This window comes from Actinophytocola sp. NPDC049390 (assembly GCF_044466355.1).
Classification (GTDB): domain Bacteria; phylum Actinomycetota; class Actinomycetes; order Mycobacteriales; family Pseudonocardiaceae; genus Actinophytocola.
Genome location: NZ_JBITMQ010000006.1, coordinates 296,065 through 323,015, shown reverse-complemented (window position 1 = coordinate 323,015; position 26,951 = coordinate 296,065). Strand labels below are relative to the sequence as shown.

28 protein-coding genes are annotated in these 26,951 nt (G+C 72.2%); 15 read left to right on the top strand and 13 right to left on the bottom strand.

The genetic code is table 11. From position 1 onward, the window contains the following. Positions 1-54: 54 nt before the first annotated feature. Positions 55-1,086 (top strand): zinc-dependent alcohol dehydrogenase family protein, encoded by a 1,032-nt coding sequence (locus tag ACIBVP_RS20040; protein WP_396107666.1) that lies wholly within the window; start codon positions 55-57, stop codon positions 1,084-1,086. Between the two features lie 112 nt (positions 1,087-1,198). On the opposite strand, the gene ACIBVP_RS20035 is transcribed toward ACIBVP_RS20040, so the two are convergent. After that, positions 1,199-2,047, bottom strand: a complete 849-nt coding sequence (locus ACIBVP_RS20035; protein ID WP_396107664.1) for an alpha/beta fold hydrolase — start codon at positions 2,045-2,047, stop codon at positions 1,199-1,201. Between the two features lie 68 nt (positions 2,048-2,115). Between ACIBVP_RS20035 and ACIBVP_RS20030 the strand changes: the two genes are divergently transcribed. Together ACIBVP_RS20030 and ACIBVP_RS20025 are read left to right on the top strand one after the other, a co-directional pair. Beyond that, on the top strand, positions 2,116-3,009 hold the full coding sequence (locus ACIBVP_RS20030) for an NAD(P)-dependent oxidoreductase (RefSeq protein ID WP_396107663.1): 894 nt from the start codon (positions 2,116-2,118) through the stop codon (positions 3,007-3,009). 109 nt (positions 3,010-3,118) lie between these two features. Then, positions 3,119-3,892, top strand: coding sequence for a maleylpyruvate isomerase family mycothiol-dependent enzyme (locus tag ACIBVP_RS20025; protein ID WP_396107662.1), 774 nt, complete (start codon positions 3,119-3,121; stop codon positions 3,890-3,892). 17 nt (positions 3,893-3,909) lie between these two features. Here the strand turns inward: ACIBVP_RS20025 and ACIBVP_RS20020 are convergent, their stop codons facing one another. Then, complete coding sequence (locus ACIBVP_RS20020) at positions 3,910-4,383, bottom strand: pyridoxamine 5'-phosphate oxidase family protein (protein ID WP_396107661.1); 474 nt, start codon at positions 4,381-4,383, stop codon at positions 3,910-3,912. Here ACIBVP_RS20020 and ACIBVP_RS20015 point away from each other — a divergent pair. Continuing rightward, on the top strand, positions 4,382-4,864 hold the full coding sequence (locus ACIBVP_RS20015) for a MarR family transcriptional regulator (RefSeq protein WP_396107660.1): 483 nt from the start codon (positions 4,382-4,384) through the stop codon (positions 4,862-4,864). The two genes, ACIBVP_RS20020 and ACIBVP_RS20015, sit on opposite strands and share 2 nt — an antisense overlap. A 63-nt stretch (positions 4,865-4,927) precedes the next feature. Here the strand turns inward: ACIBVP_RS20015 and ACIBVP_RS20010 are convergent, their stop codons facing one another. The 4 genes from ACIBVP_RS20010 to ACIBVP_RS19995 all read right to left on the bottom strand — a co-directional run bounded on the left by ACIBVP_RS20010 (position 4,928) and on the right by ACIBVP_RS19995 (position 8,435). Beyond that, positions 4,928-6,037: a Kelch repeat-containing protein gene (locus ACIBVP_RS20010; RefSeq protein ID WP_396107659.1), complete on the bottom strand. Its 1,110-nt coding sequence runs from the start codon at positions 6,035-6,037 to the stop codon at positions 4,928-4,930. Between the two features lie 57 nt (positions 6,038-6,094). Beyond that, entirely contained in the window at positions 6,095-6,997 is a 903-nt protein-coding gene (locus tag ACIBVP_RS20005; RefSeq protein ID WP_396107658.1) for a LysR family transcriptional regulator, read from the bottom strand. Between the two features lie 344 nt (positions 6,998-7,341). Further along, positions 7,342-8,100, bottom strand: coding sequence for a class I SAM-dependent methyltransferase (locus ACIBVP_RS20000; protein ID WP_396107657.1), 759 nt, complete (start codon positions 8,098-8,100; stop codon positions 7,342-7,344). After that, the gene (locus ACIBVP_RS19995) at positions 8,097-8,435 is read right to left on the bottom strand and encodes a winged helix-turn-helix transcriptional regulator (RefSeq protein WP_396107656.1); all 339 of its coding nucleotides are present in this window, start codon (positions 8,433-8,435) and stop codon (positions 8,097-8,099) included. The genes ACIBVP_RS20000 and ACIBVP_RS19995 overlap by 4 nt, the downstream gene beginning before the upstream one ends. Before the next feature lie 61 nt (positions 8,436-8,496). Here ACIBVP_RS19995 and ACIBVP_RS19990 point away from each other — a divergent pair, with 61 nt between their 5' ends. The 3 genes from ACIBVP_RS19990 to ACIBVP_RS19980 are packed head-to-tail and all read left to right on the top strand — an operon-like array spanning position 8,497 to position 12,394. Beyond that, complete coding sequence (locus ACIBVP_RS19990) at positions 8,497-9,081, top strand: NADPH-dependent F420 reductase (RefSeq protein ID WP_396107655.1); 585 nt, start codon at positions 8,497-8,499, stop codon at positions 9,079-9,081. Positions 9,082-9,096: 15 nt separating this feature from the next. Continuing rightward, the gene (locus ACIBVP_RS19985; RefSeq protein ID WP_396107654.1) at positions 9,097-9,954 is read left to right on the top strand and encodes a hypothetical protein; all 858 of its coding nucleotides are present in this window, start codon (positions 9,097-9,099) and stop codon (positions 9,952-9,954) included. A 13-nt stretch (positions 9,955-9,967) separates the two neighbouring features. Beyond that, entirely contained in the window at positions 9,968-12,394 is a 2,427-nt protein-coding gene (locus ACIBVP_RS19980) for a glycosyl hydrolase 2 galactose-binding domain-containing protein (RefSeq protein ID WP_396107653.1), read from the top strand. Here the strand turns inward: ACIBVP_RS19980 and ACIBVP_RS19975 are convergent. From ACIBVP_RS19975 to ACIBVP_RS19945, 7 genes are read right to left on the bottom strand one after another with little or no spacing between them, the layout of a single operon-like run. Further along, complete coding sequence (locus tag ACIBVP_RS19975; RefSeq protein ID WP_396107652.1) at positions 12,354-13,115, bottom strand: IclR family transcriptional regulator; 762 nt, start codon at positions 13,113-13,115, stop codon at positions 12,354-12,356. The genes ACIBVP_RS19980 and ACIBVP_RS19975 overlap by 41 nt on opposite strands. Before the next feature lie 28 nt (positions 13,116-13,143). Beyond that, positions 13,144-14,571, bottom strand: a complete 1,428-nt coding sequence (locus ACIBVP_RS19970; protein ID WP_396107651.1) for a UbiD family decarboxylase — start codon at positions 14,569-14,571, stop codon at positions 13,144-13,146. Beyond that, positions 14,568-15,287 carry an alpha/beta fold hydrolase gene (locus ACIBVP_RS19965; RefSeq protein WP_396107650.1) on the bottom strand — a complete coding sequence of 240 codons (720 nt, stop codon included), beginning with the start codon at positions 15,285-15,287 and terminating at the stop codon, positions 14,568-14,570. Before ACIBVP_RS19965 ends, ACIBVP_RS19970 begins: the two co-directional genes overlap by 4 nt. Further along, the gene (locus ACIBVP_RS19960) at positions 15,284-15,742 is read right to left on the bottom strand and encodes a (2Fe-2S)-binding protein (protein ID WP_396107649.1); all 459 of its coding nucleotides are present in this window, start codon (positions 15,740-15,742) and stop codon (positions 15,284-15,286) included. The genes ACIBVP_RS19965 and ACIBVP_RS19960 overlap by 4 nt, the downstream gene beginning before the upstream one ends. After that, positions 15,739-18,039, bottom strand: coding sequence for a xanthine dehydrogenase family protein molybdopterin-binding subunit (locus tag ACIBVP_RS19955; protein ID WP_396107648.1), 2,301 nt, complete (start codon positions 18,037-18,039; stop codon positions 15,739-15,741). Before ACIBVP_RS19955 ends, ACIBVP_RS19960 begins: the two co-directional genes overlap by 4 nt. Continuing rightward, the gene (locus tag ACIBVP_RS19950) at positions 18,032-18,847 is read right to left on the bottom strand and encodes an FAD binding domain-containing protein (protein ID WP_396107647.1); all 816 of its coding nucleotides are present in this window, start codon (positions 18,845-18,847) and stop codon (positions 18,032-18,034) included. Before ACIBVP_RS19950 ends, ACIBVP_RS19955 begins: the two co-directional genes overlap by 8 nt. Beyond that, positions 18,847-19,488, bottom strand: coding sequence for a CoxG family protein (locus ACIBVP_RS19945; RefSeq protein WP_396107646.1), 642 nt, complete (start codon positions 19,486-19,488; stop codon positions 18,847-18,849). Before ACIBVP_RS19945 ends, ACIBVP_RS19950 begins: the two co-directional genes overlap by 1 nt. Before the next feature lie 162 nt (positions 19,489-19,650). Between ACIBVP_RS19945 and ACIBVP_RS19940 the strand changes: the two genes are divergently transcribed. The 8 genes from ACIBVP_RS19940 (at position 19,651) to ACIBVP_RS19905 (ending at position 26,840) form a co-directional block, all read left to right on the top strand. After that, entirely contained in the window at positions 19,651-20,610 is a 960-nt protein-coding gene (locus ACIBVP_RS19940) for an ABC transporter substrate-binding protein (RefSeq protein WP_396107645.1), read from the top strand. 2 nt (positions 20,611-20,612) lie between these two features. After that, positions 20,613-21,257 carry an isochorismatase family protein gene (locus ACIBVP_RS19935; protein ID WP_396107644.1) on the top strand — a complete coding sequence of 215 codons (645 nt, stop codon included), beginning with the start codon at positions 20,613-20,615 and terminating at the stop codon, positions 21,255-21,257. Beyond that, positions 21,257-22,030: an ABC transporter ATP-binding protein gene (locus ACIBVP_RS19930; RefSeq protein WP_396107643.1), complete on the top strand. Its 774-nt coding sequence runs from the start codon at positions 21,257-21,259 to the stop codon at positions 22,028-22,030. Before ACIBVP_RS19935 ends, ACIBVP_RS19930 begins: the two co-directional genes overlap by 1 nt. Continuing rightward, complete coding sequence (locus ACIBVP_RS19925) at positions 22,023-22,787, top strand: ABC transporter permease (RefSeq protein WP_396107642.1); 765 nt, start codon at positions 22,023-22,025, stop codon at positions 22,785-22,787. The genes ACIBVP_RS19930 and ACIBVP_RS19925 overlap by 8 nt, the downstream gene beginning before the upstream one ends. Then, positions 22,787-23,533, top strand: a complete 747-nt coding sequence (locus tag ACIBVP_RS19920; RefSeq protein ID WP_396107641.1) for an ABC transporter permease — start codon at positions 22,787-22,789, stop codon at positions 23,531-23,533. Before ACIBVP_RS19925 ends, ACIBVP_RS19920 begins: the two co-directional genes overlap by 1 nt. A 12-nt stretch (positions 23,534-23,545) precedes the next feature. Continuing rightward, positions 23,546-24,853: an MFS transporter gene (locus ACIBVP_RS19915; RefSeq protein ID WP_396107640.1), complete on the top strand. Its 1,308-nt coding sequence runs from the start codon at positions 23,546-23,548 to the stop codon at positions 24,851-24,853. 107 nt (positions 24,854-24,960) lie between these two features. After that, on the top strand, positions 24,961-25,137 hold the full coding sequence (locus tag ACIBVP_RS19910; RefSeq protein ID WP_396107639.1) for a hypothetical protein: 177 nt from the start codon (positions 24,961-24,963) through the stop codon (positions 25,135-25,137). A 143-nt stretch (positions 25,138-25,280) separates the two neighbouring features. Next, positions 25,281-26,840: an MFS transporter gene (locus ACIBVP_RS19905; protein ID WP_396107638.1), complete on the top strand. Its 1,560-nt coding sequence runs from the start codon at positions 25,281-25,283 to the stop codon at positions 26,838-26,840. Positions 26,841-26,951 lie beyond the last annotated feature (111 nt).

The following is a 26,951-nucleotide window of genomic DNA, read 5'->3' as shown; positions in this document are numbered from 1 at the left end:
CGAACACGTTGATGGCGCGTCTCCTTCCGTGCGCCACCGCATTACGATCGGCGGGTGCGTGCCGTCGTCTACTCCGCCTACGGGGAACCACCCGTCGTGGCCGGTGTGCCCGAGCCCGTCGCGCCCGACGGCGGGGTGGTCGTCGCGGTGCGGGCGACCGGGGTGTGCCGTTCGGACTGGCACGCGTGGCGCGGGCACGATCCCGTGCCGTTGCCGAACACGCCCGGCCACGAGTTCGCCGGTGTGGTCGCCGCGGTCGGCGCGGGCGTCGGCCGGTGGCGGCCCGGTGACCGGGTGACGGTGCCGTTCGTGTGCGGGTGCGGCGTGTGCGAGTACTGCCGCGCGGGCGACGCGCAGGTGTGTCCACACCAGACACAGCCGGGGTTCACCGGGCCCGGCTCGTTCGCCGAGCGGGTGGTGGTGCACGCGGCCGACACGAACCTGGTGGCACTGCCCGACTCCGTGGACTTCGTGACCGCCGCGTCCCTCGGCTGCCGGTTCGCCACGGCATACCGGGCGCTCACCGCGCACGGCCGGCTCGCGAAGGGCGACTGGCTCGCCGTCCACGGCTGCGGCGGGCTCGGGCTGTCGGCCGTGCAGATCGGGGTCGCGCTGGGCGCCTCGGTGATCGCCGTCGACATCGCACCCGGCGCACTGGCGCTGGCCAGCGAACTCGGTGCGGCACACGTCATCGACGCGACGGCCGACCCGGACCCGGCCGCGACCATCCGGGACCGCACGGACGGTGGCGCGGCCGTGTCGGTCGACGCGCTCGGCTCACCCGCCACCGCGGCCACGTCGGTGCGGTGCCTGCGGCGGCGCGGCAGGCACGTCCAGGCCGGACTGCTGCTGGCCGGCCCGACGCCGCTGCCGATGGACGTGGTCGTGGCACGGGAGCTGGCGATCCACGGCACGCACGGCATGGCCGCCGCCGACTACCCGCCCATGCTGGCGCTCGTCGCCGACGGCACCCTGCGGCCCGGCAGTCTGGTACGCACGGTGATCGGACTCGACGACGCCCCGGCCGCGCTCACCGCGATGGACCATCCGCCTGCCGGGCCGGGGATGACGGTCGTCGCGCTCTGACGACGGCGTCGCGTACCGGTCGACCGTCGCCGACGCGATCCGGCGTGCCATCGCGCGGGGCGGGCGACCGGCGCGGCGGGGACCGCGGTTCGTGATGGCCTACCGCGACCGACTACAGCACGAGCATCGCCGCCGCGACCTCGTCGGCGGCCGCGGCGGGGATCGCGGTCGCGGCCTGGTCGAGCACGAGCAGCCGCGCGCCGGGGATCTCGCGGGCGAGCGCTTCGCCGTTGCCGACCGGGAAGAACCGGTCGTGACGGCCGTGCACCACGAGTGCCGGGACCGCGAGCCCGGGCAGACGCTCACGCCAGCGGGGCGTGCAGTCGAGCCGGGCGAACACCGTGCCGAGGTGGTTCGCCCGCCGGACAGCGGGTGTCGCGCCCGGTGTGCGGTCGAAGATCCGCTCGGCGGTCGCCCGCGCCGCGGCGGGGTCGTCACCGAGGATCTCCGCCGCCGCGGCGGCGAACTCCGCGACCGAGGCGCGGTCGGACCAGTCGGGCTTCGGCAGCGCGAACCGGCGCTTCATCGTCGCCCCGTCGTGGTCGGGCAGGTCGTCGTCGACCGGGCCCGGCGCGACGGGGCGCGTCCCGACGAGGGTGAGCGCCGCGAACGCGTCCGGGTGGTCGAGCGCGGCGACCTGGGCGACCATCCCGCCGACACCGACACCCGCCAGGTGCGCGGGCCGGTCGTCGAGTCCGCGGGCGAGCGCGGCCGCGTCTACGGCGAGGTCGCGCAGCGTGTACGCGGGTGTGTCGGGGTCGACGGTCGTCGAGGCGCCTGCGTCGCGCAGGTCGTAGCGCACGACGTGCCTGCCGCCGCGCGCGAGCGCCGCGCAGAGCGCGTCGGGCCAGGAGAGCATGGTCGTGCCGCCCGCCAGCAGGACGAGTGGCGCCGCGGCGTCGCCGAAGTGCTCGACGCCGAGCGTGACCCCGGCGGGCGTGCGGAACACTGTGGAGCGCATCGTCGACCTTCCCCGGGTGGCTGCGTGACGGCCACGCTACCCCGGGGGCTTGACCTCTACCTTGGTGGATGTTCGACCATCGCGTCATGGTCGAGAAGTCAGGGTCCAGGGTGACGGTCGTCGGTACCGGAGCCATCGGCAGCGCGGTGGTGCGCCTGCTGCTCGGTGGCGGGTACGACGTGACGGTGTGGAACCGGACCGCGGGTCGTGCGGCCGCGCTGGTCGCCGAGGGTGCGGTACGGGCGGGGTCGGTGCAGGAGGCGGTGTCGTCCAGCCCGCTCGTACTCATGACCCTCACGGACCACGCGGCGGTGCGGCAGTGCCTCAGCCAGGTCGACCTGCCCGGGCAGACGGTCGTCGGGATGTACACCGGCACCGCCGGTGACGCACGACAGGCCGCGGCGCAGGTCGACGAGCTGGGCGGGCGGTACCTCGACGCGGGTGTCCAGGCGTCCCCCGAGGCGCTCGGCACCGACGCCGCGACGATCCTGTACAGCGGTTCCCGGTCCGCGTTCGACCAGCACCGGGCGGTGTTCGACCTGGTGAGCACACCACGCTTCGTCGGGGAGACCCCGGAGGCGGCCGCGATCTGGGACCTCACGCTGTTCGGCCTGTGGTACGACGCCCAGCTCGGCCTGCTCCGGGCACTCGACACCGTGCGCGCGGCGGGCATCGACATGGCGGAGTTCGGCGACACCGCGAGCATCCAGCTCAACCACGTGATCACGGCGATCCCCGCCACGGTCGCGGAGCTGCGGGAGGCCAGTTACCCGGCGGGCCCGGCCACGCTGGCCGAGCACCTGACGGTCGTCGACCACCTCATCGACCTGCGGTCGGGCGGGCACCTCGGCACCGGTGGTCTCCCGGACGTCGCCGCGCGGATCAAGGCCCTCATCGCGGACGGCCACGACGCCGAGGGCCTGACCGCGACCGTCGGGCCCCCGTCGACGCGTCAGCCCTGAGACGTGTGTCCCCGCCGGGGAGCGCACCCGGTCCGACCGGGGATCGGCGGGCCCGGTCCGCTGAAGCGTTCGACGGAACACATGCGCGGGTCCGCGGGTTGGGGATGGCATGAGTCAACTCGTGGATCGCACGATCACTGCCCTGCGCGCTGAGCACGACGCGATCGCCGGTCTCGTCCGCACCCTCACCGACGAACAGCTGGCCGTCACCGGCGGTGCCGCGGAGTGGACGGTCGCCCAGGTCCTGTCGCATCTCGGCAGCGGCGCGGAGATCGGCCGTGCGCCCGTCCTCCTGGCCACCGGACAGACCGTGGAGGCCGAGGACAACCAGGCGATCTGGGCCCGCTGGGACGCGTCCGAGCCGCGCGCGCAGGCCGAGGGATTCCTGGAGAGCAACGGCCGCTGGCTCGACGTGGTCGAGGCGCTCACGCCCGAGCAGCGCTCGTCGCTGTCGGTTGATCTCGGCTTCCTGCCCGCGCCGGTCCCGCTGTCCACCGCGCTGGGCATGCGGCTCAACGAGGTGGCCAACCACACGTGGGACGTCCGCGTGGCCTTCGACGCGCGGGCCGGGGTGGACGCTGATTCGGCTGCCGTGCTCGTCGACCTGCTGACCGGGCCCCTGGGCTTCATGCTGAACTGGCTCGCGAAGCCGGCCGAACTCGCGGCCCCGGTGTCCGTCGCCGTCCCCGGCGCCGGTCTGGTGATCGACGACGAGGCCACCGTGGTGGACCACCTCGAGTCACCGTCCGCCACGTTCAACGGACCGCGGGAGGCCTTCGTGCGGCTGGTCAACGGGCGCCTGAAGGCACCGTACGACGAGGGCGTCACCGTCGAAGGCAACGTCACGCTCGACGACCTTCGTCGCGTGTTCCCCGGCTTCTGACAGAAGTCGGGCGCCGGTCAGCGCGTCACTGTGCGGCGCCACGCGCCGGACAGTGTCGCGAGTCGCCAGGGTGTCATCCTGAGCACGGTGATGGCCGGGTCGCGATGGTCCGCGGCGCCCAGGATTCGGGGGTCGTAGCCGAGTGGTGGTGCCGCGGCCTCGAAGATCTCCCAGACTTTCCGGCGAGTGGTCTCGTCGTCGGCGAACTCGGCGTCGCACTCCGCGACCGCTGTGTCCTGGGTGGGGCTCCAGTACGAGCACGACACATGGGGCCTGGCCGCGAGGTGGGCGAGTTTGAGCGGGGTCGGGCGGGTGAACAACCAGCCGGTGACGCCGAGCGGACCGGTGAGTTCCCAGTAGGGGTGCACCACACGGGAACGGGGTCGCTGCCGACGGTCGACGGTGGCCAGCGAGCACCAGACGGTGGCGTGTGCGATGCGGACGAAGTCGGCCAGGACGTCGGGGTCCGGTCTGCTAGATTCCACAACCATGGTTGTGGATCCTACGGCGGCGGACCTCGAGCTGTCACTGCTCGCGTTGTTCGCCGGATGGGCGATGACCGAGACCGTGCGGCGGCGGATGGTGGCGGACGGGTTCGCCGAGGTGCGGTTCAACGACGGTGTGGTGATTCAGCACCTGATCGCGGATCCGTTGTCGATCACCGCGTTGGCGCAGCGGATGGGGGTCAGCCAGCAGGCGGCCTCCAAGACGGTCGCGGACATGCGCCGCCGGGGACTGCTCGCCCGGCGGCGCTCCGCCGACGACGCGCGGGTGACGTTGCTGGAGTTGACCGACCGGGCGCGTGCCGCGGTCGCGGCCGCCAGAACGCACCGCGCGGCACTCGACGACGCTCTGGCCGAAGAACTCGGCGCGGCGCGGATCGCGGAGACCCGGGCCGCCCTGGCCGCGATCCTCACCAGGCTCGACGCCGACGAGTCGATCCGCAACCGACGGGTCCGGCTACCGACGTGACCGTTGTCCAGGTGATCGCCCCTCCGCGGGCCAAGCTCGCGTCCTGGCCCGCGGGCGTGCCGGTCAGCGGGGCCGGTAGGCGTCCATCACGTCGACCGGTGCGCCGCCCGCCCGGTTGCCCCCGCCGGGGATGTAGATGGTGCCGTCGATGGCGACCGCCGCGGTGCCGTGGCGTGGCAGGGGCATCGGGGGCAGCTTCTTCCACCGGTCCGTGCGCGCGTCGTAGACCTCGGTCTCGCGGAAGATGTGGTCCGAGCCCGGCACCGGGTTGCCCTCCCCGCTGAAGGTGTAGACACGGTCGCCCACGGTCGCGGTCGCCAGCCCGCCGCGCGGGGTCGGCATGGCGGAACGTTCGCTCCAGCGCCCGGACCTCAGGTCCATGGCGAACACCTCGTCCCGCACGTTGAGCTGGCCGCGGTCGCGTCCGCCGAGCACGTAGAAGGTGCCGCCGACCACGGCCCCGCCCGCGTGGTCGCGGGCCTGCGGCAGGGACGCCAGCGTCGACCACCGCCCGGTGGGGACGTGGTAGGCCGACACCGTGGCCACGGTGTCCTGCAGCCCGCCTGGGCCCGGGGTGAGGGTGAGCATCCCGCCCGCCATGTACACGGTGTCGCCGTGCACGCCCGTCGCGGCGCTGCCGCGGCGCGCCGCGGGCGGGACGTCGGCGAGGGGTGTCCACCGGTCGGTGGCCGGGTCGTAGGCGAAGGCGTCGCCGATCGCCTGCCAGGACGCGCCGCCGGACAGCCCGCCGAGCACGAGGAGCCGCCCGCCGACGGTCGCGAGGTTGGGGTGGTTCATGGGCACCGGCAGCGATGCGGCGTCGGTCCAGTCGCGGGTGGCGGGGTCGTAGACCTCGACGCGGCCGGTGGTCTCGACCCGCCCGTCGGGCAACGGGACGATGCCGCCGACCACGTAGACGCGGCCGTCGAGCGCGGCGGTGCCGTGCTCCTGCCGGGGGCCGCGCGCGATCGACGGCAGTCGCCGCCAGCCGGGCGCGTACCGGGCTTCGGGAAGGGGTGCGTTGTCGGTGACGATGGTCAGGTGGTGCCCGCGGGTGGTGGCGGCGGGTGATCCGGAGGCGGTCGGCGGAGCCGAGGTGTACATGACGGCACCGAGCACGACGGCCGCGCTGCCCGCGCCGACCACCAGGCGCCGAACGGAGAAACCAGTCATACCGACGACGGTTCCAGCGCATCCGTTGTGCCGCCAATGAATCGTTGCTATGGCTGATCATGCGTCGTCGTCATGTGCCACCTCGGCGCGGAGCAGCGCGCGCAGCCACCGCTGTGCGGGATCGCCGTCGAGGCCGGGATGCCAGGACATCGAGTAGGTCATGGTCCCGAGCACGTCGGGCGCGGCCAGCACGGCCACACCGTCCGCGTCGCGCAGCATGCGACGCGGGAGGGTCGCGATCAGGTCGCTGCCGACCACGGCGAGCAGCGCGGACCGGTGGTGCGGGACGATGAGCCCGGCGGTGCGCGTCAGGTCGTGGGCGCGCAGGTCGGCGTCCACCACACCCTGCCTGCCGTCGCGGACGTCGACCACCACGTGGGTGCCGCGCAGGTAGTCGTCGAGTGCCAGCTCGGGCTGCCCGGCCGACGGGTGACCGGGATCGACGACGCACACGAACCGTTCCTCGAACAGCCGCTGCGTGCTCAGCCCGGAGGGTGGCGCGTGCCCGTACAGCGCGAGGTCCAGCTCCCCGCGCTCCAGCTCGTCGAAGACCGACTCGTGCCACTTGCGCATGTGCAGGCGCGAGCCCGGTGACTCGCGCCGCAGCCGGGTGGACAGCGGCACACCGATCGTGTCGACCGCGTAGTCCGTGCCACTGAGCCGGAACAGCTCGACGGCCGTGGCGGGCACGAACTCCTGGGCCGCGAACAGGTCGGCCAGCTCCGGCAACAGCGGCAGCAGCCGTCGCCGCAGCCGCTGCGCCGCCGGGGTGAGCCGGTAGCCGTTCGAGGTCCGGACGAGGAGCTCGTCGTCGAACACCTCACGCAACCGCTTCAGCGTGCGGCTCATGGCGGGCTGGGTCAGGTGCACCCGCTCGGCGGCGCGTGAGACGTGCCGTTCGTCGAGCAGCGCCGCGAGCGGGGCCAGCAGGTTCAGGTCGTGACGGGCGAGGTTCGGCACCCGGACAGCATCGGGGCCGCCTCATGTGCCGGGCGTGAGGGCGCCGTCCGACGGCGCGTTCATCGCCGCTGTCCGGAAAGGGCCATGCCGGTCGGGCCCGAGCAGGCGGAAGGGGGCACGGTCACCTCGGCGGCGGACGTCTTCTCGCTGAGGTCCGGCAGCCAGCACCGACGGCGACGTGTCGACCGTGTGGGAGTTGGACACCGGCGAACCGCTCGGCGCCGGGAAGCAGGGGCCACTCCGCTGTGGCGTTCGGCCCGGACGGCGTGCTCGCCACCGGCGACGAGCAGGGCGCGATCCGACTGTGGCGGCTGCCCGCCCGGTGACGCCGAGCGCCGTCACCCTCACGGACGCACAGCGACCATCGCGAACACGCGGTGTGGCACCGGCATCGGGTCCTCGGGGAACCGGTCCCGCAGCAGCCGTGCGAGGTCCTCGTCGAACGCCGCCACCCGGTCGGCGGGGAGGCTGGCGCCCACACCGTTCGAGCTGCGCATGCGGCCGCGCCACGCCTCGTGCGTGTACGGGACGTCGACGTCGAACGTGAACGTCGCCAGGCCGGTGAAGCCGGTGAGGTCGTCCGCCCACTCCTCGTGCGTGCCGGGGCTGCCCGCCATCGGCCAGCCCGGGTGGTGGGCCAGGATCAGCTCCTCGCTCGCCTCGCACACGTTGCCCGGCAGGATCAGGTAGTCACGGCTGCACAGCACGATCCTCCCGCCCGGCGCCAGCAGCCTGCGCACCTCCGCGACCGCGTGCGGCGCGTCGAACCAGTGCCAGCAGTGCGCGGCCGTGACCACGTCCCACTGCCCGGCGGGCAGGCCCGTGCTCTCCGCGGGTGCCACCCGGTAGGTCACGTCCACCCCCGCCTCGGCATCCTGTTCGCGGGCCTGGTCGAGAAGCTCCGGCGCGACGTCCACTCCGGTCACCACGCACCCGGCGGCGGCCAGCTCGCGGGCGAGCACGCCCGTGCCGGTGCCGAGGTCGACGACCCGCTGGCCGCGCAGGCCGACCCCGAGCGCGGTGAGCCGTGCGAGGAACTCGGGCGGGAACCCGGCCCGGTACCTGGCGTAGTCGGCGGCGGTGGGTCCGAAGTCGACGGTCATGACACGCGCTCCTGCGCTGCCATCACCGCGTCGCCGTGGCGGTCGGCCCACTCGCCGAGCGCTTCGAGGGGACCGAGCAGCGACTCGCCGAGCGGGGTGAGCGCGTACTCGACGCGAGGTGGCGCCTCCCGGTACCGCCGCCGTGTGACGAGGCCGTGGTGTTCGAGGCGGCGCAGTGTCTCGGCAAGTGCCTTGTCGCTGATGCCGCCGATCCGCGTCCGCAACGTCACCGGCCGCTCCGGCCCGTGCCGCAGTGCCCACAGCACCACCCCGTGCCACGTGTTGGCGAGCAGGTCCAGCGCCATGCGGGCGCGGCAGTCGGCCAGGAACTCCATGTCACACACCGATCGGTAGGCATCAGCGCTTCTACCGTCCTTCCTAACAGAAGGAGGACGGATGCGGATCGGGATCCTGGGCACGGGGAACATGGGCACGGCGCTCGGCGCGGGCTGGCGCGCGGCGGGGCACGAGGTGCTGACCGGTGGGCGACGCGGACCGGTTTCCCTTGCGGAGGCGGGGAGGTTCGGGCCGGTCGTGTTGTTGGCGGTGCCCGCGACCGCCGTGGTCGAGGTGCTGACGCACGTGCCTGCGGGCGTCACCGTGATCGACTGCACGAACGAGGTCACGCCCGGCTTCGGCGTCGGTCATCCGTACGCCCGGATCGTGGCGGCACGCCCGGATCTGGCCGTGGTGAAGGGGTTCAACCTGTGCCACGACAGCGTGTGGCGGCTGGCGTCGCGGACGTTCGGTGGGCGGGCCCTGGCGGTGCCGCTGTGCGGGCCCGCCGACGCGGTGGCGACCGTGCGCCCGCTGGTCACCGACCTGGGGTGCACGCCGGTCGACGGCGGCGGCCCGGAGCGCGCGGCACTGCTGGAGGCGACCGCCGCGTTCGCGATCGGGCTGTGGTTCGGCGGCGCGGACGCACAGGCGATCTTGCAACCGACCCGCACGGATGGTGGGGTGGGTCTGATGGCCGACTGACGCAAGGGGGCGGCGGTGCGCACAGGGTTCCTGTTGACGGCGGTACTGGCACTCGTGTGGGCGGGGCTCGGGGTCGCCGCCCCGGCCGCCGAACCGAAGTCCTGCCTGGTGGTGGACACCGACGTCGGCGTGGACGACTACCGGGCGCTCGCCGTGGTCGCGCCCGCGCGGGACGTTCGCGCGGTCGTGGTCACCGAGGGCATCTCCGGGGTGCCGAACGGCGCGACGGCCGTCTCCATGTTCCTGGCGGGGCGCGGGGTGAGCCCGCCTGTGCTGCCTGGCATGGCGTCACCGAACCCGCCCGCCTACGACTGGCTGCCGCCGGTGCGCGCGGCCGCCGAGCGGATGAACAACTTCCTCGGCGCGGCCGTCCCGGCGAGCGGCGAGCCGGACCGGCTGGCCGCCGGGGTGCGGGCCGCGGTGCGGGGCTGCGGGCGGGTCGACGTGCTGGTCCTCGGGCCGTGGACGTCCTACCCGGCGTACGCGTCCGCGCTCGGCGGGCACACCCGGGTGCTGGCGTCCGGGCGGTCGTTCGCGGAGAACAACCCGGACAACTTCAACTGCGAGTACGACCTGGCGGCCTGCCGGACCGCACCCCGCGAGGCGGTCTACGTGGACCTGCCCGCCACCCCGGCGTACGAGCCGACACCGGACATGGTCGCGCGCCTCGACGGCGCCGGGCTGCCGGGCCTGCTGAAGGCGGTTCTGCGGGCGGATCCGTCGCAGTGGCAGGGAACACGGCTGTGGGACGACACCGCCGCGCTGGCGTTGGTCCGGCCGTCCGTGTTCGCGCCGGCCGGCGGGCACCTGGAGCCGGCGGTGGACGAGGACGACCTGCGTGACCTGCTGGTCGACGCGGTCAACCGGGGCTGAGACGTTGGGTCCGGTGACCGAACCGCTGGACGGCTGGCAGCTGCGTGGTTTCCTCGGCGACGACTGGCAGCTGCACCGCGCGCAGCTCCACCGGCGCGACGGTGGCGACGACCCGTCGAAGTGGGTTCCGGCGCGCGTGCCGGGGAGCGTGCTCGCGGACCTGGTCGCCGCGGGTGTCGTGCCGGACCCGTACGTCGGCACGCAGAGCCTGCTGTCCGAATGGGTGCCGCAGCGCACGTGGGTGTACCGGACGCGGTTGCGGACGGACGCGCTCGCGGCCGGTGCGCGGGCGTTCCTGGAGTTCGACGGCATCGACCACGCGGGCTCGGTGTACCTCGACGGCGCGCGGGTGGCCGACCACGAGGGCATGTTCGTCCCGCTGGTCACCGAGATCACCGACCGGCTCGGCGCCGGAGAGCACAGCCTCAGCGTGGTGGTGGCGCCCGCGCCGGTGAGCGAGCCGCAGGTCGGGCACACGGCGACGGTGACCGTCCACAAGAGCCGGATGGGGTACGGCTGGGACTTCTGTCCCCGGATGGTGCAGCAGGGGCTGTGGGCGCCCGCCCGGTTGCGGGTCACGGGGCCGGTGCGGCTCGTCGACGTGTGGGCGCGGACCAGCCCCGGCGGACGGGTCACCGTGCGCACCGAAGTGGACGGTGCCGTCGAGTGCACTGTGGACCACACGCTGCGCGACCAGGACGGGGTGGTCGTGGCGACCGGTGCGGACATGGTGGTCGCCACGCCGAAACGCTGGCACCTCAACGGTTCCGGCCCCGCGTACCGCTACACGCTGCACACCGTGGTGCGGGTCGGCGGCGAGATCAGCGACGAACGCACGCTCCGGGTGGGGTTCCGCGACGTTCGCTTCGTCGAGGAGGCGGGCGATCTCGCGTACCGGCTGACCGTGGACGGCACGCCGACGGTCGTCAAGGGCTGGAACTGGGTGCCCGCCGACGCCTGCTACGGCGCGGTCGACCCGGCGCGGCTGCGGCACCTGCTGACCCTGGCGCGGGACGCCGGGGTGACGGTGCTGCGGGTGTGGGGCGGCGGGTTGCTGGAGAGCGACGCGTTCTACGACCTGTGTGACGAGTTCGGGATCCTCGTGTGGCAGGAGTTCGCGCAGTCCAGCTCCGGCATGAGCAGCGTGCCCAGCACGGACGAGGCGTTCGTGGCCAGGATGGCCGCCGAGGCGGCGCCGATCATCCGCGCCCGGCGGAACCACCCGAGCCTCGCCGTGTGGTGCGGCGGGAACGAGTTGCAGCGTGCCGACGGGGTTCCGCTGACGGACGCCGAGTCGGCGGTGCTGACGGCGTTGCACGAGGCGGTGGCGCGGTTGGACCCGGACCGGCACTGGCTGCCGACGTCCCCGTCCGGGCCGGTGTTCGCCGCGGTGGGACCCGAGCAGCACGACGTGCACGGACCGTGGGAGCACCAGGGCCTGGACGACCACTACCGCCACTACGACGACGGCCGCGCCCTGCTGCTGAGCGAGTTCGGCGTCGAGGGCATGAGCAACACGCGGGCGATCGAGTCGGTCGTGCCGCCGCACGCGCGGACGCTGCCGACCCGGGGCGACCCGGTGTGGGACCACCTCGGGCGGTGGTGGAACAACGAGCCGCTCGTGCGTGCCGCGTTCGGGGACGGCATCGACGACCTGGCGACCCTGTCGCGCGCCAGCCAGTTCCTCCAGGCCGACGGGCTGCGGTACGCGGTGGAGGCGAACCTGCGGCGGTCGTCGTGCCGCGGTGTGCTGCCGTGGCAGCTGAACGAGTCGTTCCCGAACGGCTGGTGCACGGCGGCGGTCGACTGGTTCGGCGAACCGAAGGCGGTGTACCACTACGTGCGGCGGGCGTACCGGCCGACGCACGTGTGTGCCGCGCTGCCGGCACCGAGGGTGCGGGGCGAGCTGGTCGCCGCGGTGTGGGCGTGGTCGGACTCCCCGCGTGCGGAGGAGATCACCGCCCGCGTGCTGACCCTCGACGGCCGCGAGGTGGCGCGGTCGACCTGGGCGGCGGACCTGGGCGCCCCGCGGATGGTCGGCGAACTGCGGTGTCCGGCGCCGGAGCGGGTGTTCCTGCTGGACCTGTCCCTGGGCAGCCGGTACGTGCTGACCGGCACCGACGACTTCGGCGAACTGCCGGCGCTGCCACCCGCGCGGGTCAGCGCGGACGTGCGGGAGGACGGCGACGAGTGGACCGTCCACCTGCGTCACGACGACGGTCCGGTGGCTCCGTTCGTGCGGCTGCTCGACGACCGCCCGGCGGGCGCACCGGGCTGGCCACGTCTTGACGACAACGCGATCGACCTGCTCCCCGGCGAGACACGCGTGCTGACCTGCCGGTGGGACGGTGTCGCCCCCGCCGACCGGCGGCTGAGGCTCGACGGCTGGAACGTCCTGGCTACCCGGCTGACGGGCGACGGCCGCCGGTCCGGGCCGTGATCCGGTCCGCGCAGTCGCTCACCAGCGCGCCGATCCGGCCCACGTTGTCCGCGTGCAGTTCGGTGAAGAACGCCAGCGAGCACACCACCCGCGACACCTGCCCGCGCCGGTCGAACACCGCGGCGGCGACACCGCTCTGTGCCATGTCGTACTGCTGGAGACTCGTCGAGTACCCGCGGGCGCGGATCTCCGCCAGCACCCGGTGCAGCGCGTCCCGGTTCGTCACCGTGTGCTGGGTGAACTGCTTGAGCCCGTACCGGTCCACCAGCTCGTCGACCTTGTCCGCCGGCTGCCACGCCAGGTACGCCTGCATGATCGCGGGCGCGGAGAACGGGAAGCCCTCCCCCACACCGACCGTGACGCGGACGCCCATGTGGCGTTCGGCCTTGACGGTCACCACGTAGCCGCCGGCGCCGTCGGGTTCCGCCACGAACACGACGAAACCCAGCCGCCGTGCCAGCTCGTCGATCTCCTGTTGCGCGATGGCCGCCGTCATGTCGTCGGTCACGCCGGTCAACGTCAGCAGCTTCGGGCCCAGCGTCCAGCCCGACCGCTCACCCGTCGAGCTGACCCAGCCCATCCGCTGCAGCGTCGCCAGGATGTTGTAGCAGGTGCTGCGGTTCAGCCCCAGCTCGTTGACGAGGTCCTTCGGCGCGACGGGCGCGGGCCATTCCGCCGCCAGCCGTTCGAGAATCCGGACCGCTGACGAGACCGCCGGCACGTCAGTAGCCACCATTCGCCCCCAATACCTAAGAGAGTACGTCCGCCCACTGTGCCATCACCGACGCGAGGTACGCGGGATCCCCCGTCGACACCTTCGGGAACGTGGCGCGCCGCTCGAACGGGCGGGTCGCGTCGATCACCGCCCTGCTGTTGTACGGCGGTGCGCCCTCGACCAGCATCGGGTCGAGTTTGCTGCCCCACGTGCCACCGATCACGTCGATGTCGCACACCGGGTCGCACCTGGTGCTCATCGCCCACACCACCTCGTCGAGGCTCGCGACGTCGATGTCGTCGTCGACCACCACGACGAACCGGTTCATGTACGCGGCCGCGGGCAGCTGCGCCGTCAGGTGCCCCACCTGGGTGGAGTGCCCCGCGTACCGCGTCTCGACCGACACCGCGACGAACAGCCTGCCGCCACCGGCCTCGTGCGCCCACGCGCCCCGGATGCCGGGGACGCCGGCGCCCACCAGCGCGTCCTCGATCATCGCGGACTTCATCACGGTCCGCATGTACGAGTAGTCGTGCGGTGGTTTCCCCGGGGGCGCGCCCAGCAGGATCGGGTCGTCCCGGAAGTACATGCGGGCGATCTCCAGCGCGGGCGCCGGGCGGCGCTTGCCGGAGTAGTAGCCCGTCCACTCGCCGAACGGGCCCTCGTCGGCCACGTGGTCCTCCGACAGCCAGCCCTCGATCGCGACCTCGCCGCCCGCCGGGATCGGCAGCCCGGTGTGCTCGCCGACCAGCACCGGCAGCCGCTCGCCGAGGATCGCGCCCGCGTACTCCAACTCGGAGATGCCGGTCGGCACCTCGGTTCCGCCGGTCACGAGCAGCACCGGGTGGTGCCCGAACGACACCACGACCGGGGCCTTCTCGCCGCGGTCGAACCAGCGTCGCACGTGCTGTGCGCCGTGTTTGCCGGGCACGGCGGCTATCGTGGCGGACCGGCCGTCCTCGACGACCTCCATCCGGTAGCAGCCGCCGTTGACGTCCTTGGTCTCCGGGTCGCGGGTGACCACCAGGCAGCCGGTGCCGATGAAGCGGCCGCCGTCCTCGGCGTGCCAGCGCGGCACCGGCAGGTCCAGCAGGTTCACGTCCCGGCCCGCGACCACGTTGTCCAGCAACGGAGAACGGGTCACGGTCTCGGTGGGGTGGTCGCGGGCGGTCGCCGCCCACACCGACGGCTTGCCCCGCAGCGCGGCCACCACGCCCGCGTCGTCGAGGTCGTCACCGAGGTTGAGGGTGAGGCCGAGGCGGCGGGCCGAACCGGTGCTGCCGGTGAGGACCCGGCCGGTCGCGTAGCCCTCGATGTCGTCGAACAGCAGGGCTTTCGGGTCGGGTGTGCGGTAGCTCAGCTCGGCGATGGCGCCCAGTTCGGTGTCCCAGTGCGCGCCCCGCACGTGCCGCAGTTCGCCGAACGACTCGACCTTCGCAAGCCACGACCGCAGATCCGTCACTGTCCCTCCAGGAAACCCGCGACCAGGTCCAGGCCGCCCGGTGCCTCGAACACGCTGAAGTGCCGGGCGTTCTCGAACACGTGCGGCCGCGCGTCCGGGATGCCCTCGGCGAGCGCGCGGGCCATCGCGGGCGGCGTCGCGTAGTCGTGCTCTCCCACCACGACCAACGTCCGCGCGGTGATCCTGGGCAGCAGCGCGGTGCCGTCGAACGCGCCGAGCGCGCGGCACGCCTGCGCGTGCGCACGCGAGTCGGTGGCGAGGAACAGCTCCGAGACCCGCTTGACCTCCGCCGGGTGCTCCTCGGCGAAGGCCGGGGAGAACCAGCGGTCCACCTGGAACGCGAGCTGCCTGTCACGTGGCTTGCGGATGGCGTTGTCGGCGCGGTCGGCCCACGCGGTCATCTTGTCCGGGCCGTAGTCGGCGGTGGTGTCGGCGAGCACGAGCCGGTCCACGAGGTCCGGCCGGGTGCCCGCCAACGCGATCGCCACGCAGCCGCCCATCGACATGCCCGCCACCGCGACCGGGGAATCGGCCCGTGCTTCGATCAGCGCGGCCGCGTCGGCGGCCAGGTCCTCGATGGTGAACGGTGAACCGTCCCAGGTGGACTCGCCGTGGCCGCGGGCGTCCATGGCGACCGTGGGCACGGTCAGCTTCTCGACCAGCGGCTGCCACAGCCCGCCGGACATCGCGAGCGAGTGCAGGAGCAGTGCCTTCATCGCGGCGACCGCCGTTCCGCCGCCGCCGCGACCGCCCTGCGGATCTCCGGGTAGGTGCCGCAGCGGCAGATGTTGCCCTCCAGGTGCTCGGTGATCTGGCACTCGGTGGGCCGCGGGTTCTCGGCGAGCAGCTCGCGGGACATGAGCACGAAGCCGGGGATGCAGTAGCCGCACTGGGCGGCGTCGCAGTCCACGAAGGACGACACCACGTCGTCGTTCTCGTCCAGGCCCTCGGCGGTGGTCAGCTCGGCGCCGTCGTAGCGGACGGCGAGCGCGAGGCAGCTGGACACGCTCATACCGCCTGAGAGCACCGTGCACGCGCCGCACGCGCCGACACCGCAGCCCTCGCGGACGCTGGTGGTGCCGACCTTCTCGCGCAGCACGTCGAGCAGCAACGCGTCGTCGGAGACGTCGACGTGGTGCTCGACCCCGTTGACCTTCAGCGTGATCTTCATTTCCCCTCCAGGGCCGCGACGATCGACTCCGGCGTGAGCGGCAGCGTGGTGATGCGGACGCCGAGCGCGTCGCGGACGGCGTTGGCGATCGCGGGGGCGACGCCCAGGATGCCGGTCTCCCCCACGCCTTTCGCGCCGAACGGGCCGGTGTCGTGCGGGCTCTCGACGATGATCGGCGTCAGCTTGTCCGGCAGGTCCTTGATCGACGGCAGCTGGTAGTCGAGCAGTGTGCCGTTGATCAGCTGGCCCTGGTCGAGCACGAGCTGGTCGAACAACGCGTGCCCGATACCCATGATCGCCGCGCCGGACAGCTGCTGTTCGACGAGCTTCGGGTTGATCGCCTTGCCCACGTCACCGCTCACCGCCAGGTGTTCGAGGTGGACGCGGCCGGTCGCGGTGTCGACCGTGAGCTGGACGCCGACGGCACCGGCGAACCAGTGCTCGGTGACCTTCGCCGAGCGGCCGGTCTCCTTGTCGTAGGGCACCCATTCGGACGTGTAGTTGGCCTCGGCGGTGACGGTCGCGCCGCGCGCGCCGAAGTGGCCGTGGATCAGGTCCGGGACGGACACGACCGCGTCGCCGTGGTGCAGGCCGTCGGCGTCGAGCGTCACAGTGTCCACGAGCACGTCCGCGCCGAAGTGCTGTGCGGCGAGGCCGATCAGCTTGGCGCGCATGGCTTCCGCGACCTTCCGCACGGCGTTACCGGTGTGGTAGGTGGACCGGCTGCCCGCGGTGATCGTGTCGTACGGGGTGGCGTCGGTGTCGGCCCGCACGACGTGGATCCGCGCCGAGTCCATGCGGAGCACGTCCGCTGCGATCTGCGCCATGATCGTGTCGCTGCCCTGGCCCATGTCGACGGTGCTGATCAGCAGCGTCGCCGACGCGTCCTGGTTCAGCTGCAGCACGGCGTTCGCGATGGTCGGCGTCAGGACGGCCTTCACGCCGACCGCGACCCCGCGGCCACGCCTGATCCGCCCCTCGCCGCGCTCGATCGGCTGGTCCCAGCCGATGGCGTCGGCGACCGCGTCGAGGCAGCCGACGAAGTCCGCGCTGTGCATCCTCGTGCCCATCGGCGCCTCGTCGCCCTCGCGGAGGAGGTGCCGCCTGCGGAACTCGACCGGGTCCTCGCCGAGCTGGACGGCCAGTTCGTCGATCAGGGACTCGTGCGACCACGTCACCTGCGGCACGCCGAACCCTCGGAACGGCCCGGCGGACGGCTTGTTCGTGTAGACGCAGCGGGACCGCACGCTCGCGTTCGCGATCCGGTACGGGCCGGACGCGACCATGCCGGACTTGGCGGTGATGCGCGGACCCACGTCGGCGTACGCGCCGGTGTCGTACCGGACGTCGGCGATCGCGCTCACCAGGTTGCCGTCGGCGTCGGCGGTCATGCTCGACGTGACCCCCGCGCCGTGGCGGGTGGTGAGCAGGAAAGACTCCTCCCGTGAGGCGAACAACCGGACCTTGCGGCCGGTGGTCCACGCGAGCGCGGCGGCCAGGGGTTCGAGCCGGTCGTACATCTTCGCGCCGAAGCTGCCACCGAGCGGTCTGGTGGTGATCCGGACCCGCGACAGCGGCAGGTCCAGCAGGTCGGACACGGTCTGCCGCACGTACGACGGGGTCTGGGTGGTGGTCACCATCTCCAGGCGCCCGGCCTCGACCCACGCGATCGTGCACGGCAGCTCGATCGGCACGTGGTGGGTCGGCGGCGCCCAGAACTCGCCGGTCACGGTGGTGGCGCCGCCGTCGCGGGCGGCCGCCGCGTCCCCGTGGCGCAGGTTGTACTCGTAGTTCACGTTGGTGTCGCGCACCCCGCGCAGGTGCCGCAGGTCGCCGAACACCGACGACGGTTTCAGCTCGTCGTGCACGTAGGCGTCGCCTTCGAGCGCGTCACGCAGGTCGTAGACCGGTGGCAGCTCCTCGTAGTCCACCCACACGGCGTCGGCGGCGGCACGCGCGGTCTTCAGGTCGGCGGCGAGCACCGCGGCGACCGGTTCTCCGACGTACCGGACCTTCTCGTGCGCGAGACCGGGCTGGTCGGCGAACGCGGGACCGGTGAGGATGCGGTCGCCGAGCTGCTTGTACAGGTCCAGGCCGGTGACCACGGCGTACACGCCGGGCATGGCCAGCGCCTCGTCGACGTGGACCTCGCTGATCAGCGCGTGCGGGGCCGTGCCGCGGTGCAGCGCGACGTGCGCGCCGGTGCCGACGGGCTGGTCGCTCACGTGTGAGACGAGCCCGCGCACGCGGCCCGCCATGTCGAATCGCGGCCGGGAGAGGCCGACTTGGTCACCCATGGTTGCGGTCCTTCCACGCACGACGGACGGCGTCCTCGACGGTCACCCGCGCGAGCCTGCGCTTGTACTCGACGCCGCCGCGGACGTCCGGGATCGGGTCCAGCACGGGCTCGACGGCGGCGATGGCGGCGTCCACGGCACCCTGGTCGTCGAGGCCCGCGATGTCGGCGGTCACGTACACCGGCACCGGCGCCACCGCGCCGAGTCCGATGTGGACCGTCCGGTCGTCGAGCAGCACGGCGGCCGAGGCGGCGGGCCAGTCGTTCTCGCCGAGCGACGACTTCTTCTCGAAGTGGTGGCCCGCGCCGGGATCCTGGTGCGGTATCCGCACCCCGGAGACCATCTCGCCCGGTTCGAGCGCGGTCTCCTGGAAGTCGGTGAAGAACTCCCGCACTCCGATCTCGCGGGTGCCGTCGACGGACGTGGCTAGGACGACCGCGTCCAGCACCAGCAAGGCGGTCGGCGGGTCGAGCCGGTAGTCGCCGTGGGCGAGGTTGCCACCGACGCTGGCGGTGTTGCGGACGCGGGGGTTCGCGACGTGCCGGTACGCGTCGGCGGCGAGCGGTGGGGCCGCGGTCTCCATGCGGCGGAGCGACACCATCGGCCCGACGGTGACCCCGCGGTCGTCCGCGGTGACCTCCCGCAGGCCGGGCACGCTGGCGAGGTCGACGAAGTGGTCGGCGAACAGGATGCCCTGTTTGATCAGGATCTGGATGGCGGTGCCACCGCCGTAGACCATCGGGTTGTCCAGACTGGACAGCAGTTCGACGGCCTCGTCGAGTGAGGTCGGCCGGTGCAGCTGGGGCATCACCGCCCCCGCTTCAGCACGGCGACCACCAGGGCCACGACGGAGACGACGGTCGCGACCACGGCGAGCTTCCGCGTCGCCGCGATCGCGAGATCCGGGGTGGGAGCGGCGGTGACCGGCTGGGCGGCGGCAGGCCGCGCGACCACCTTCTTGCGCGGCTTCTCCTTCTGCGGGACCGCCTCGGCCGGGGCGCCGCACGCGATCGCGAGGGAGCGGGCGAACTCCAGCTCGACCTCGCGGCTGCGGCGCCGGATGATCGGCTCGCCGAGGCGGCCGAGCTTGCCCCACAGCGCCATGTCCATCCGATAGCCGATCACGGACGCCTCGTCACCGTTCGGCCGGACGGTGAGCGTGGCGTCGATCTTGATGGAGCTGCCCAGTCTGCGGTCCTCCCCCTTGAGCAGGGCGGTGACCGTCCTGGTCTCCCCCGCCTCGTCGATCGACCGGATGGTCGCGGAGAAGCCCGCCGAGAAGCGCACGTGCGCGACCTCGTTGACCAGGCGGCCCGTGTAGGTCGTGTCGTCGACGCGGACCAGTTCCTCGCAGCCGGGAATGCAGCCGCGCATGACCTCCGGATCGAAGAAGAGCTTGAACACCGTCGACGGATGCGCAGGCACGGAGAACTCGGACTCTAGTTTCATGAAGACCGCCATACGAGACTGTTTGTCCTGTCAGCGGGACAGTAGAACTCCCGTAACAGAGTGTCAAGCCGGACGAAGCGGGCCTTGACGCACCCGAAACGCACTCCTAGCATCCGCTCCACAGGACAACGAGTGTCGCATAGAGGACCAGGGAGCTTCCCCATGGCCACGATCCCCAAGCTTGCCGCCGTCGCGGCCCTGCTCGTGCTGGCGAGCGGCTGCGGTGCCGGTGCCGGCGCCAACTCCGGTGACGGCGACCCCCGCACGCTGCGCATCGCGCACAACTCCAACGCCGCCGCGCTGCCCGTGCAGGTGGCCATGGCGGAGGGCATCTTCGCCAAGCACGACCTCAAGGTGGAGTACACGAAGGTCGAGAACATCGGCACGCTGCCGGGCACGCTCGGCCGCTCGTTCGACATCGCCCTGTCCGTGCCCACGACCGTGATCGCCGCGGCACAGCAGGGCATCCCGGTCACCCAGGTGTCCGGCGCGACCCTCGACGTCGAGGACAACCCGACCGGTTTCGTGATCGGGTCGAAGTCCTCCGGCATCACCGACATCACGCAACTGGAAGGCAAGACGCTCGGCGTGCTGACCGAGACCGGCACCACGCACATCGCCACCAAGGCGTGGCTGAAGAAGGAGGGTGTCGACCCGGCGAGCGTGAAGATCGTGCAGGTGGACGGGCCCGCGCAGGCCGACCAGCTGGCGGCGGGCCGGATCGACGCGGTCGAGACCGTGATGCCGTTCGCCACCAACATCCTCGGCGACCCGAACGCGGTGAACCTCGGCGACCCGTACCTGGAGCTGGCACCCGAGCTGTCGGCCATCCTGTGGATCGCGAAGCAGGACTTCGCCGCGCAGAACGCGGACGTGCTGGCGGACTTCCGGGCCGCGCTGGACGAGGCCGCGCGGTTCATCACCGACAACGACGCCGAGGCACGGACGGTGCTCAAGGAGTACACCGGCCTGCCCGACCCCGCGATCAAGGCCGCGAAGCTGCCGACCTACACCACCGAGATCCGGCCGCAGGACATGGAGGTGTGGCTGCGGGCCATGAAGGACGCCGACGGCTTCACCGGTGACGTCGACCTCGACAAGCTCGTCGCGTCGGCGGGCTGACCATGGCCGTCTGGGACGAGTTCGTTCCCGCCGGTGAGCTGGAACGGTTGCGGGAGCGCGGTTTCGGCGGCGAGGTCGAGGCCGGTTCGCGGGTGTGCCTGCTGGTGATCGACGTGACGCTGTCGTTCATCTCCACCGACTACCCGACCGGCTGCGGCCAGGTCGGCCGGGACCGGTTGCCCGCCATCGTGAAGCTGCTGGACCACGCACGTGAGCTGGGCGTCCCGCGTGTGCTCACGTGCGGGTCCGCACCGGACGCGGTGTTCGTCGGCGGCGCGGTGAAGCTGTCGAGCGATCCCGCGACGGCTCGGCGTGTGCACGAGGCGCCGTTCCCGCCGGAGCTGACGCCCCGCGACGACGAGTACGTGCTGTCGAAGGCGAAGGCGAGCGCGTTCTTTGGCACACCACTGCTGACGTACCTGACCAGGCACGGAGTGGACACGCTGGTCGTGTGCGGGACCACCACGTCCGGCTGCGTGCGGGCCACGGTGGTCGACGCCGCCTCGTACGGTTTCCGCGTGCTGGTCGCGGAGGACGCGTGCTTCGACCGCTCACCGTTCGCGCACGCGGCCAACCTGTTCGACATCCAGCTGAAGTACGGGTCCGTTGTGGACACCGGACGAGCGATCGAGCTGATGGGAACCTGATGATCTCCTGCGACGACCTCTCGGTCACCCTGCCCGGCGCGAACGGGCCGGTGCACATCCTCTCGGGGGTGCGTTTCCGGGTCGAGAAGGGCGAGTTCGTGTCGGTGCTCGGCACGTCCGGGTCCGGCAAGACCACGCTGCTGCGCGTGCTCGGCGGGCTGCAGCCCGCGACGGGCGGGTCGATCACCTGCGACGGCGTCGACATCGCGGGGCCGCCCGACGGCGTGGTCACCGTGTTCCAGGACTACGCGCACTCGCTGCTGCCGTGGCGGACCGTGCGCCGCAACGTGGCACTGGGCATCGAGAAGCTCGACAAGGCCGAACGGAACGCCCGCGTCGACGATGCGCTCGCGATGGTCGGGCTGTCCGATCGCGGCGACGAGTACCCGTGGCGGCTGTCGGGGGGCATGCAGCAGCGGGTGCAGATCGCCCGCGCGCTCGCCATGCGGCCACGCGTGCTGCTGATGGACGAGCCGTTCGGCGCGCTCGACGCGATGACCAAGGCGTCGCTGCAGGACCAGCTCCAGCAGGTGGCCCAGCTGACCGGCACCACGATCGTGTTCGTCACGCACGACGTCGAGGAGGCCGTCTACCTGTCCGACCGGCTGGTCGTGCTGAGCGGCAGCCCCGCGAACGTCGGGCTGTCGCTGGACGTGCCGCTGCCGCGGCCGCGCGACCAGATCGCCACGAAGGAACGCGCCGACTACCTCGACCTGCGGCACGAGGTGTACGCGGCGCTCGGGCACAAGGTCGGTGAGCGGGCCCGTGGCTAGGCGCGTCAACCTGCTCGGGGCGGTGGTGTTCGTGCTCGGGCTGGGCCTGTGGGAACTGCTCGTGCGCACCGGGCTGCTCACGTTCAGCTACCTGCCGCCGCCGTCCGATGTGGCGGTCGGGCTCGGTGCGCTGCTCGGCAACGGCGAACTGGGCACCGCGCTCGGGCACACGCTGCTGGCTGCGGTCACCGGGTGGGCGCTCGCCGGGCTGGCCGGCGTCGCGGCCGGGTCGGTGCTCGGGCTGGTGCGTCCGGTGTGGACGTACTCGATGGCGAGCCTGGAGGCGTTGCGCGCGCTGCCGATCGTCGCGTTCGTGCCGGTCGCGGTGCTGCTGTTCGGGTTCTCGATGCAGACCGAGATCATGGTCGCGTTCTACGCCGCGCTGTGGCCGATCCTGCTGAACACGGTCAACGGCATGCGCACCGAGGCGCGGCTGGTGGAGACCGGGCGGGTGCTGAAGCTGTCCCGTGCGGCGGTGCTGTGGAAGATCCGGCTGCCCGCGGCGACCGCGCCGATCGTGGTCGGGCTGCGGCTGGGCCTGTCGACGTCGCTGGTGCTGACGCTGGTGGCCGAGATGGTCGGCAACCCGGACGGGCTCGGGTTCCTGCTGGTCACGAAGGGGCAGGCGTTGCAGCCGGGCCAGATGTTCGCCGCGGTGTTCGTCATCGGCGTCACCGGGATCGTCCTCAACGGACTCGTCATGGGCGCGGCCCGGCTGGCCTTCCGCGGGCAGCTGGCCTCGGCCGGGGAGGCGTGATGCGCGGTACTCCTGTGCGCGGGTTGATCCCGCTCGTGCTGCTGCTGGTTGCCTGGGAGGTTCTCGGCGACCCGGCGTCGCCGTACTTCCCACCACCGTCCACGTGGGTCGACGGCGTCACGCCGCTGGTGGACGGCGACAAGCTGCTGCCCGCCATCGGTGACACGTCGCTCACGTTCGTGCTCGGGCTGTTCATCGCGACCGTGCTGGGTTCCTTGGTGGGCACGCTCGTCGGCGCGTCGCGGCCGGTCGACCGCGCGCTGTCGCCGAGCCTGGAGTTCCTGCGTGCGCTGCCCGCCGCGTCGCTGGTGCCGGTGGCCGCGCTGGTGCTCGGGTACACGGCGGAGATGAAGCTGGTGGTCGTGGTGCTGCCCGCGACATGGCCGATCCTGCTGACGTGCCGGTCGGCGCGGCGGTCCCTGTCGCCGGTGCTGCTGGACACGCCGCGCACGCTGGGACTGTCCGGGTGGGACCGGGTCACGAAGGTGCTCACCCCGGCGCTGCTGCCCGCGGTCCTGCTGGGTGTGCGGGTCGCGGCGCCGCTGGCGCTGATCATCACGCTGCTGGTGGAGATCGTGACGAGGGTGAACGGGCTCGGCGCCGCGCTCGGCGCCGCGCAGTCCAACTTCCTGTCCGCGCAGGTGTACGGGCTGCTCACGATCGCGGGAGTACTGGGGTTCGTGGTGAACTGGGTCGTCACGCGTGCGGAGACCGCGGTGTCGCGGCGCATGCGTGGCACGACATAGGAGTCGTCTCATATGACCGAAGTGCGGGAAGCCGCTCCCTGGTACCGCTCGCTGGACCGGACCAAGTGGCGTGCCCTGATCGCCGCCAACCTGGGCTGGCTGTTCGACGGGTTCGAGACGTACGCCCTGATCCTCACCGCCGGGGTCGCGCTGAAGCAGCTGCACCCGGGCGGCAACCCGGCTTTCTACATCGGACTGACGATCGCGATGACGCTGCTCGGGTGGGGCGTCGGCGGCATCGTCGGCGGCATCGTGGCCGACTACATCGGACGCCGCCGGGTCCTGCTGCTGTCGATCACGCTGTACTCCGTCTTCACCGGGTTGTCCGCGTTCGCGTGGAACTGGGAGTCGTTCCTGGTGCTGCGGCTGCTGACCGGCGTCACGCTCGGTTCCGAGTGGGGCACCGGCACGTCGCTGGTCGCGGAGATGTGGCCGCCGCACGCGCGGGCGAAGGCCGCCGGGCTCATGCAGTGCGGGCTCGGGCTCGGGTTCTTCGTGGCGTCGGCGGCGTGGCACTTCATCGCCCCGCTGGGCGCCGACTCGTGGCGGTACATGTTCCTGCTCGGGGTGCTGCCCGCGTTCTTCGCGCTGTGGCTGCGGCGCGGGGTGCCGGAGTCCGACAAGTGGACGAAGGTGGCGTCCCGGCGGGCGTCACTGCAGGCACGCGGGTCGCTGTCCGACGAGGAACGCGAGTACACCCGGTTCACGCTGCGCCAGATCCTGGCCGACCCGAAACTGCGGCGGCTGACCATCCTCGGTTCGATCATGTCGACGGTGACCACGCTGGCGTGGTGGGGCATCTCGACGTGGGTGCCCGCGTACGTGGGGTCCATCGCCGCCGCGGACGGCCACTCGGCGGAGAGCTACGCGTCGACCGCGGGGATGATCTACAACGTCGGCGCCATCGCCGGGTACATCTCGCTGGGGTTCGCGGCCGACCGGTTCGGCCGCAAGGGGACGGTGTTCACGTACTTCGCGGCGTCGCTGGTCATGACGCCGGTGCTGTTCCTGTGGACGCACGACCTCACGCTCGTGCTGCTGCTCTGCGCGGTGAACGGGTTCTTCACGCTGGGCCAGTACACGTGGATGCCGGTCTGGCTGCCGGAGTTCTACCCGACGCACCTCCGCGCGACCGGTGCGGCGTTCGTCTTCAACGCGGCCCGTTTCGTCGCGTTCCTCGGCCCGCTGCTGGCAGGCACGATCATCGCGACGTTCGGCGGCTACAGCACGGCGGCCACGGTGCTCGGCCTCATCTACGTCGTCGGCATGCTGGTGGTGCCGTTCTGTCCGGAGACACGAGGGCGGGCGCTACCCGAGTGAGCTGGCCACTCAGCGAATTTCGAGCGATCCACCGGCATATCTCGTGCGAAGCTGCCTACCCTCCGGACAACTTCGGTGTTGTGTACCGCACGGACGAGGAGAGCACTGTGCGCAGAAACCAGTTCCGGGCCGCGTGCCCCGGCATCGGATGGGAACGCGAACAACGCAAACCGACGACGATCGGCGGCCGCTCGGTCCGCTGGCGGGTCACTCAGACGGATGACCGCCCGCCCGTGGCCGAGCCACAGGACGAGGACACGGTCATCGTCCGCGGCACCGACTGAACCAGCTCTGACCTGGGCTTCATCCCCCTTCCGAGCAGCCAGTCACAACCCGCGGAAAAAAAGTCCGCGCCCGATGTCGAGACGGCGTTCCCGGATCCGACGTGTTGGTGAGAAGCCACCACGAAGGACACGGAGCAGGGATCATGAACGACACGGGGACCACCGCACGGGCAGGCCGGCGGGAGTGGATCGGGCTGGCGGTGCTCGCGCTGCCGACGCTGCTGTTGTCGCTGGACATGAGCGTGCTGCACCTCGCCGTGCCGCACCTCGCCGCCGACCTGCGGCCCAGCGGCACGCAGCTGCTGTGGATCATCGACATCTACGGGTTCATGGTCGCCGGCTTCCTGGTCACCATGGGCACGCTCGGTGACCGGATCGGGCGGCGCAAGCTGCTGATGTACGGCGGCGCGGCGTTCGGGCTGGCGTCCATCCTCGCGGCGTTCTCCAGCAGCCCGGAGATGCTGATCGCGGCGCGGGCGGTGCTGGGCATCGCCGGTGCGACGCTCATGCCGTCGACCCTGGCGCTGATCAGCAACATGTTCACCGACGCGCGCCAGCGCGGGGTGGCGATCGCGGTGTGGATGAGCTGCTTCATGGGCGGCATGGTGATCGGCCCGCTGGTCGGTGGTCTGCTGTTGGAGGTCGGCTGGTGGGGTGCCGTCTTCCTGCTGGCCGTGCCCGTCATGGTGCTGCTGCTCGCCACCGCGCCCGCGCTGCTGCCGGAGTACCGCGACGAGCAGGCCGGCCGTCTGGACCTGGTCAGCGTCGTCCTCTCGCTCGGTACCGTGCTGCCGGTCGTGTTCGCGTTGAAGGAGTTCGCCAAGGACGGGCCGTCCGCGGTCACGCTGCTGGTGCTGGGCGCCGGTCTGGCCGTCGGTGTCGCGTTCGTGCGGCGGCAGCGGACGCTGGCCGACCCGATGCTGGACCTGAGCCTGTTCCGCAACCGGAAGTTCACGGCGGCCCTGAGCATCATGTCCGTCGGTGCGCTGATCATGGGTGGCGTGTTCCTGCTGGTCAGCCAGTACCTGCAGCTCGTCGCCGGGCTGTCGGCGGTCGAGGCGGGCGTGGTGCTGGTGCCGCAGGCGCTGGCCGTGGTCGCCGGGTCGCTGATCGCGCCGCGGCTGGCCCGCCGGATCCGGCCCGAGTTCGTGCTCGGCTTCGGGATGATCGTCGCCGCGGGCGGGTTCGTGCTGTTCACGCAGGCCGGGGTCGACGGGCTCCTGCCGGTCGTGCTCGGCATGTCGATCGCGTCGTTCGGCATGGGGCCGCAGGGCGTGCTGTGCACCGAGATGGTCATCGGGTCGGTGCCCGCCCGCCGGGCCGGGGCCGCGTCGGCCACGTCGGAGACGACCGGTGAGTTCGGCATCGCGATGGGTATCGCGCTGTTCGGCAGCATCGGCACCGCCGTCTACCGCGACGAGCTGACCCTGCCCACCGGGCTGACGGGGCCCGCCGCCGCCGAGGCCAGCGAGAGCCTGGCCGGTGCCACCACCGTGGCCGCCGGAATGGACGAGCAGGCGGCCGCCGGACTGCTCGAGTCGGCCCGCGAGGCGTTCACCAGCGGCCTGCACACGGTCGCCACGATCGGCGGCGTCGTCGTGGTGGTCTTCGCGGTGGTCGGCATGGTCGCACTGCGCAAGTCCGGCACCCCGGCCCCGGAGACCACCCCGGCCCCGACACCAGAACCCGCGCTGGTCGCCTAAAACCCCGCGAGTCGCGCGCCCCCGCACAACGAGTTTGGGGGGGTGTTGTGGGGGGGGGTGTGCGGAAACCCCCAAAAGGGGTGTGTGGGGGCGGGGCGCGGGGGGGTTGAT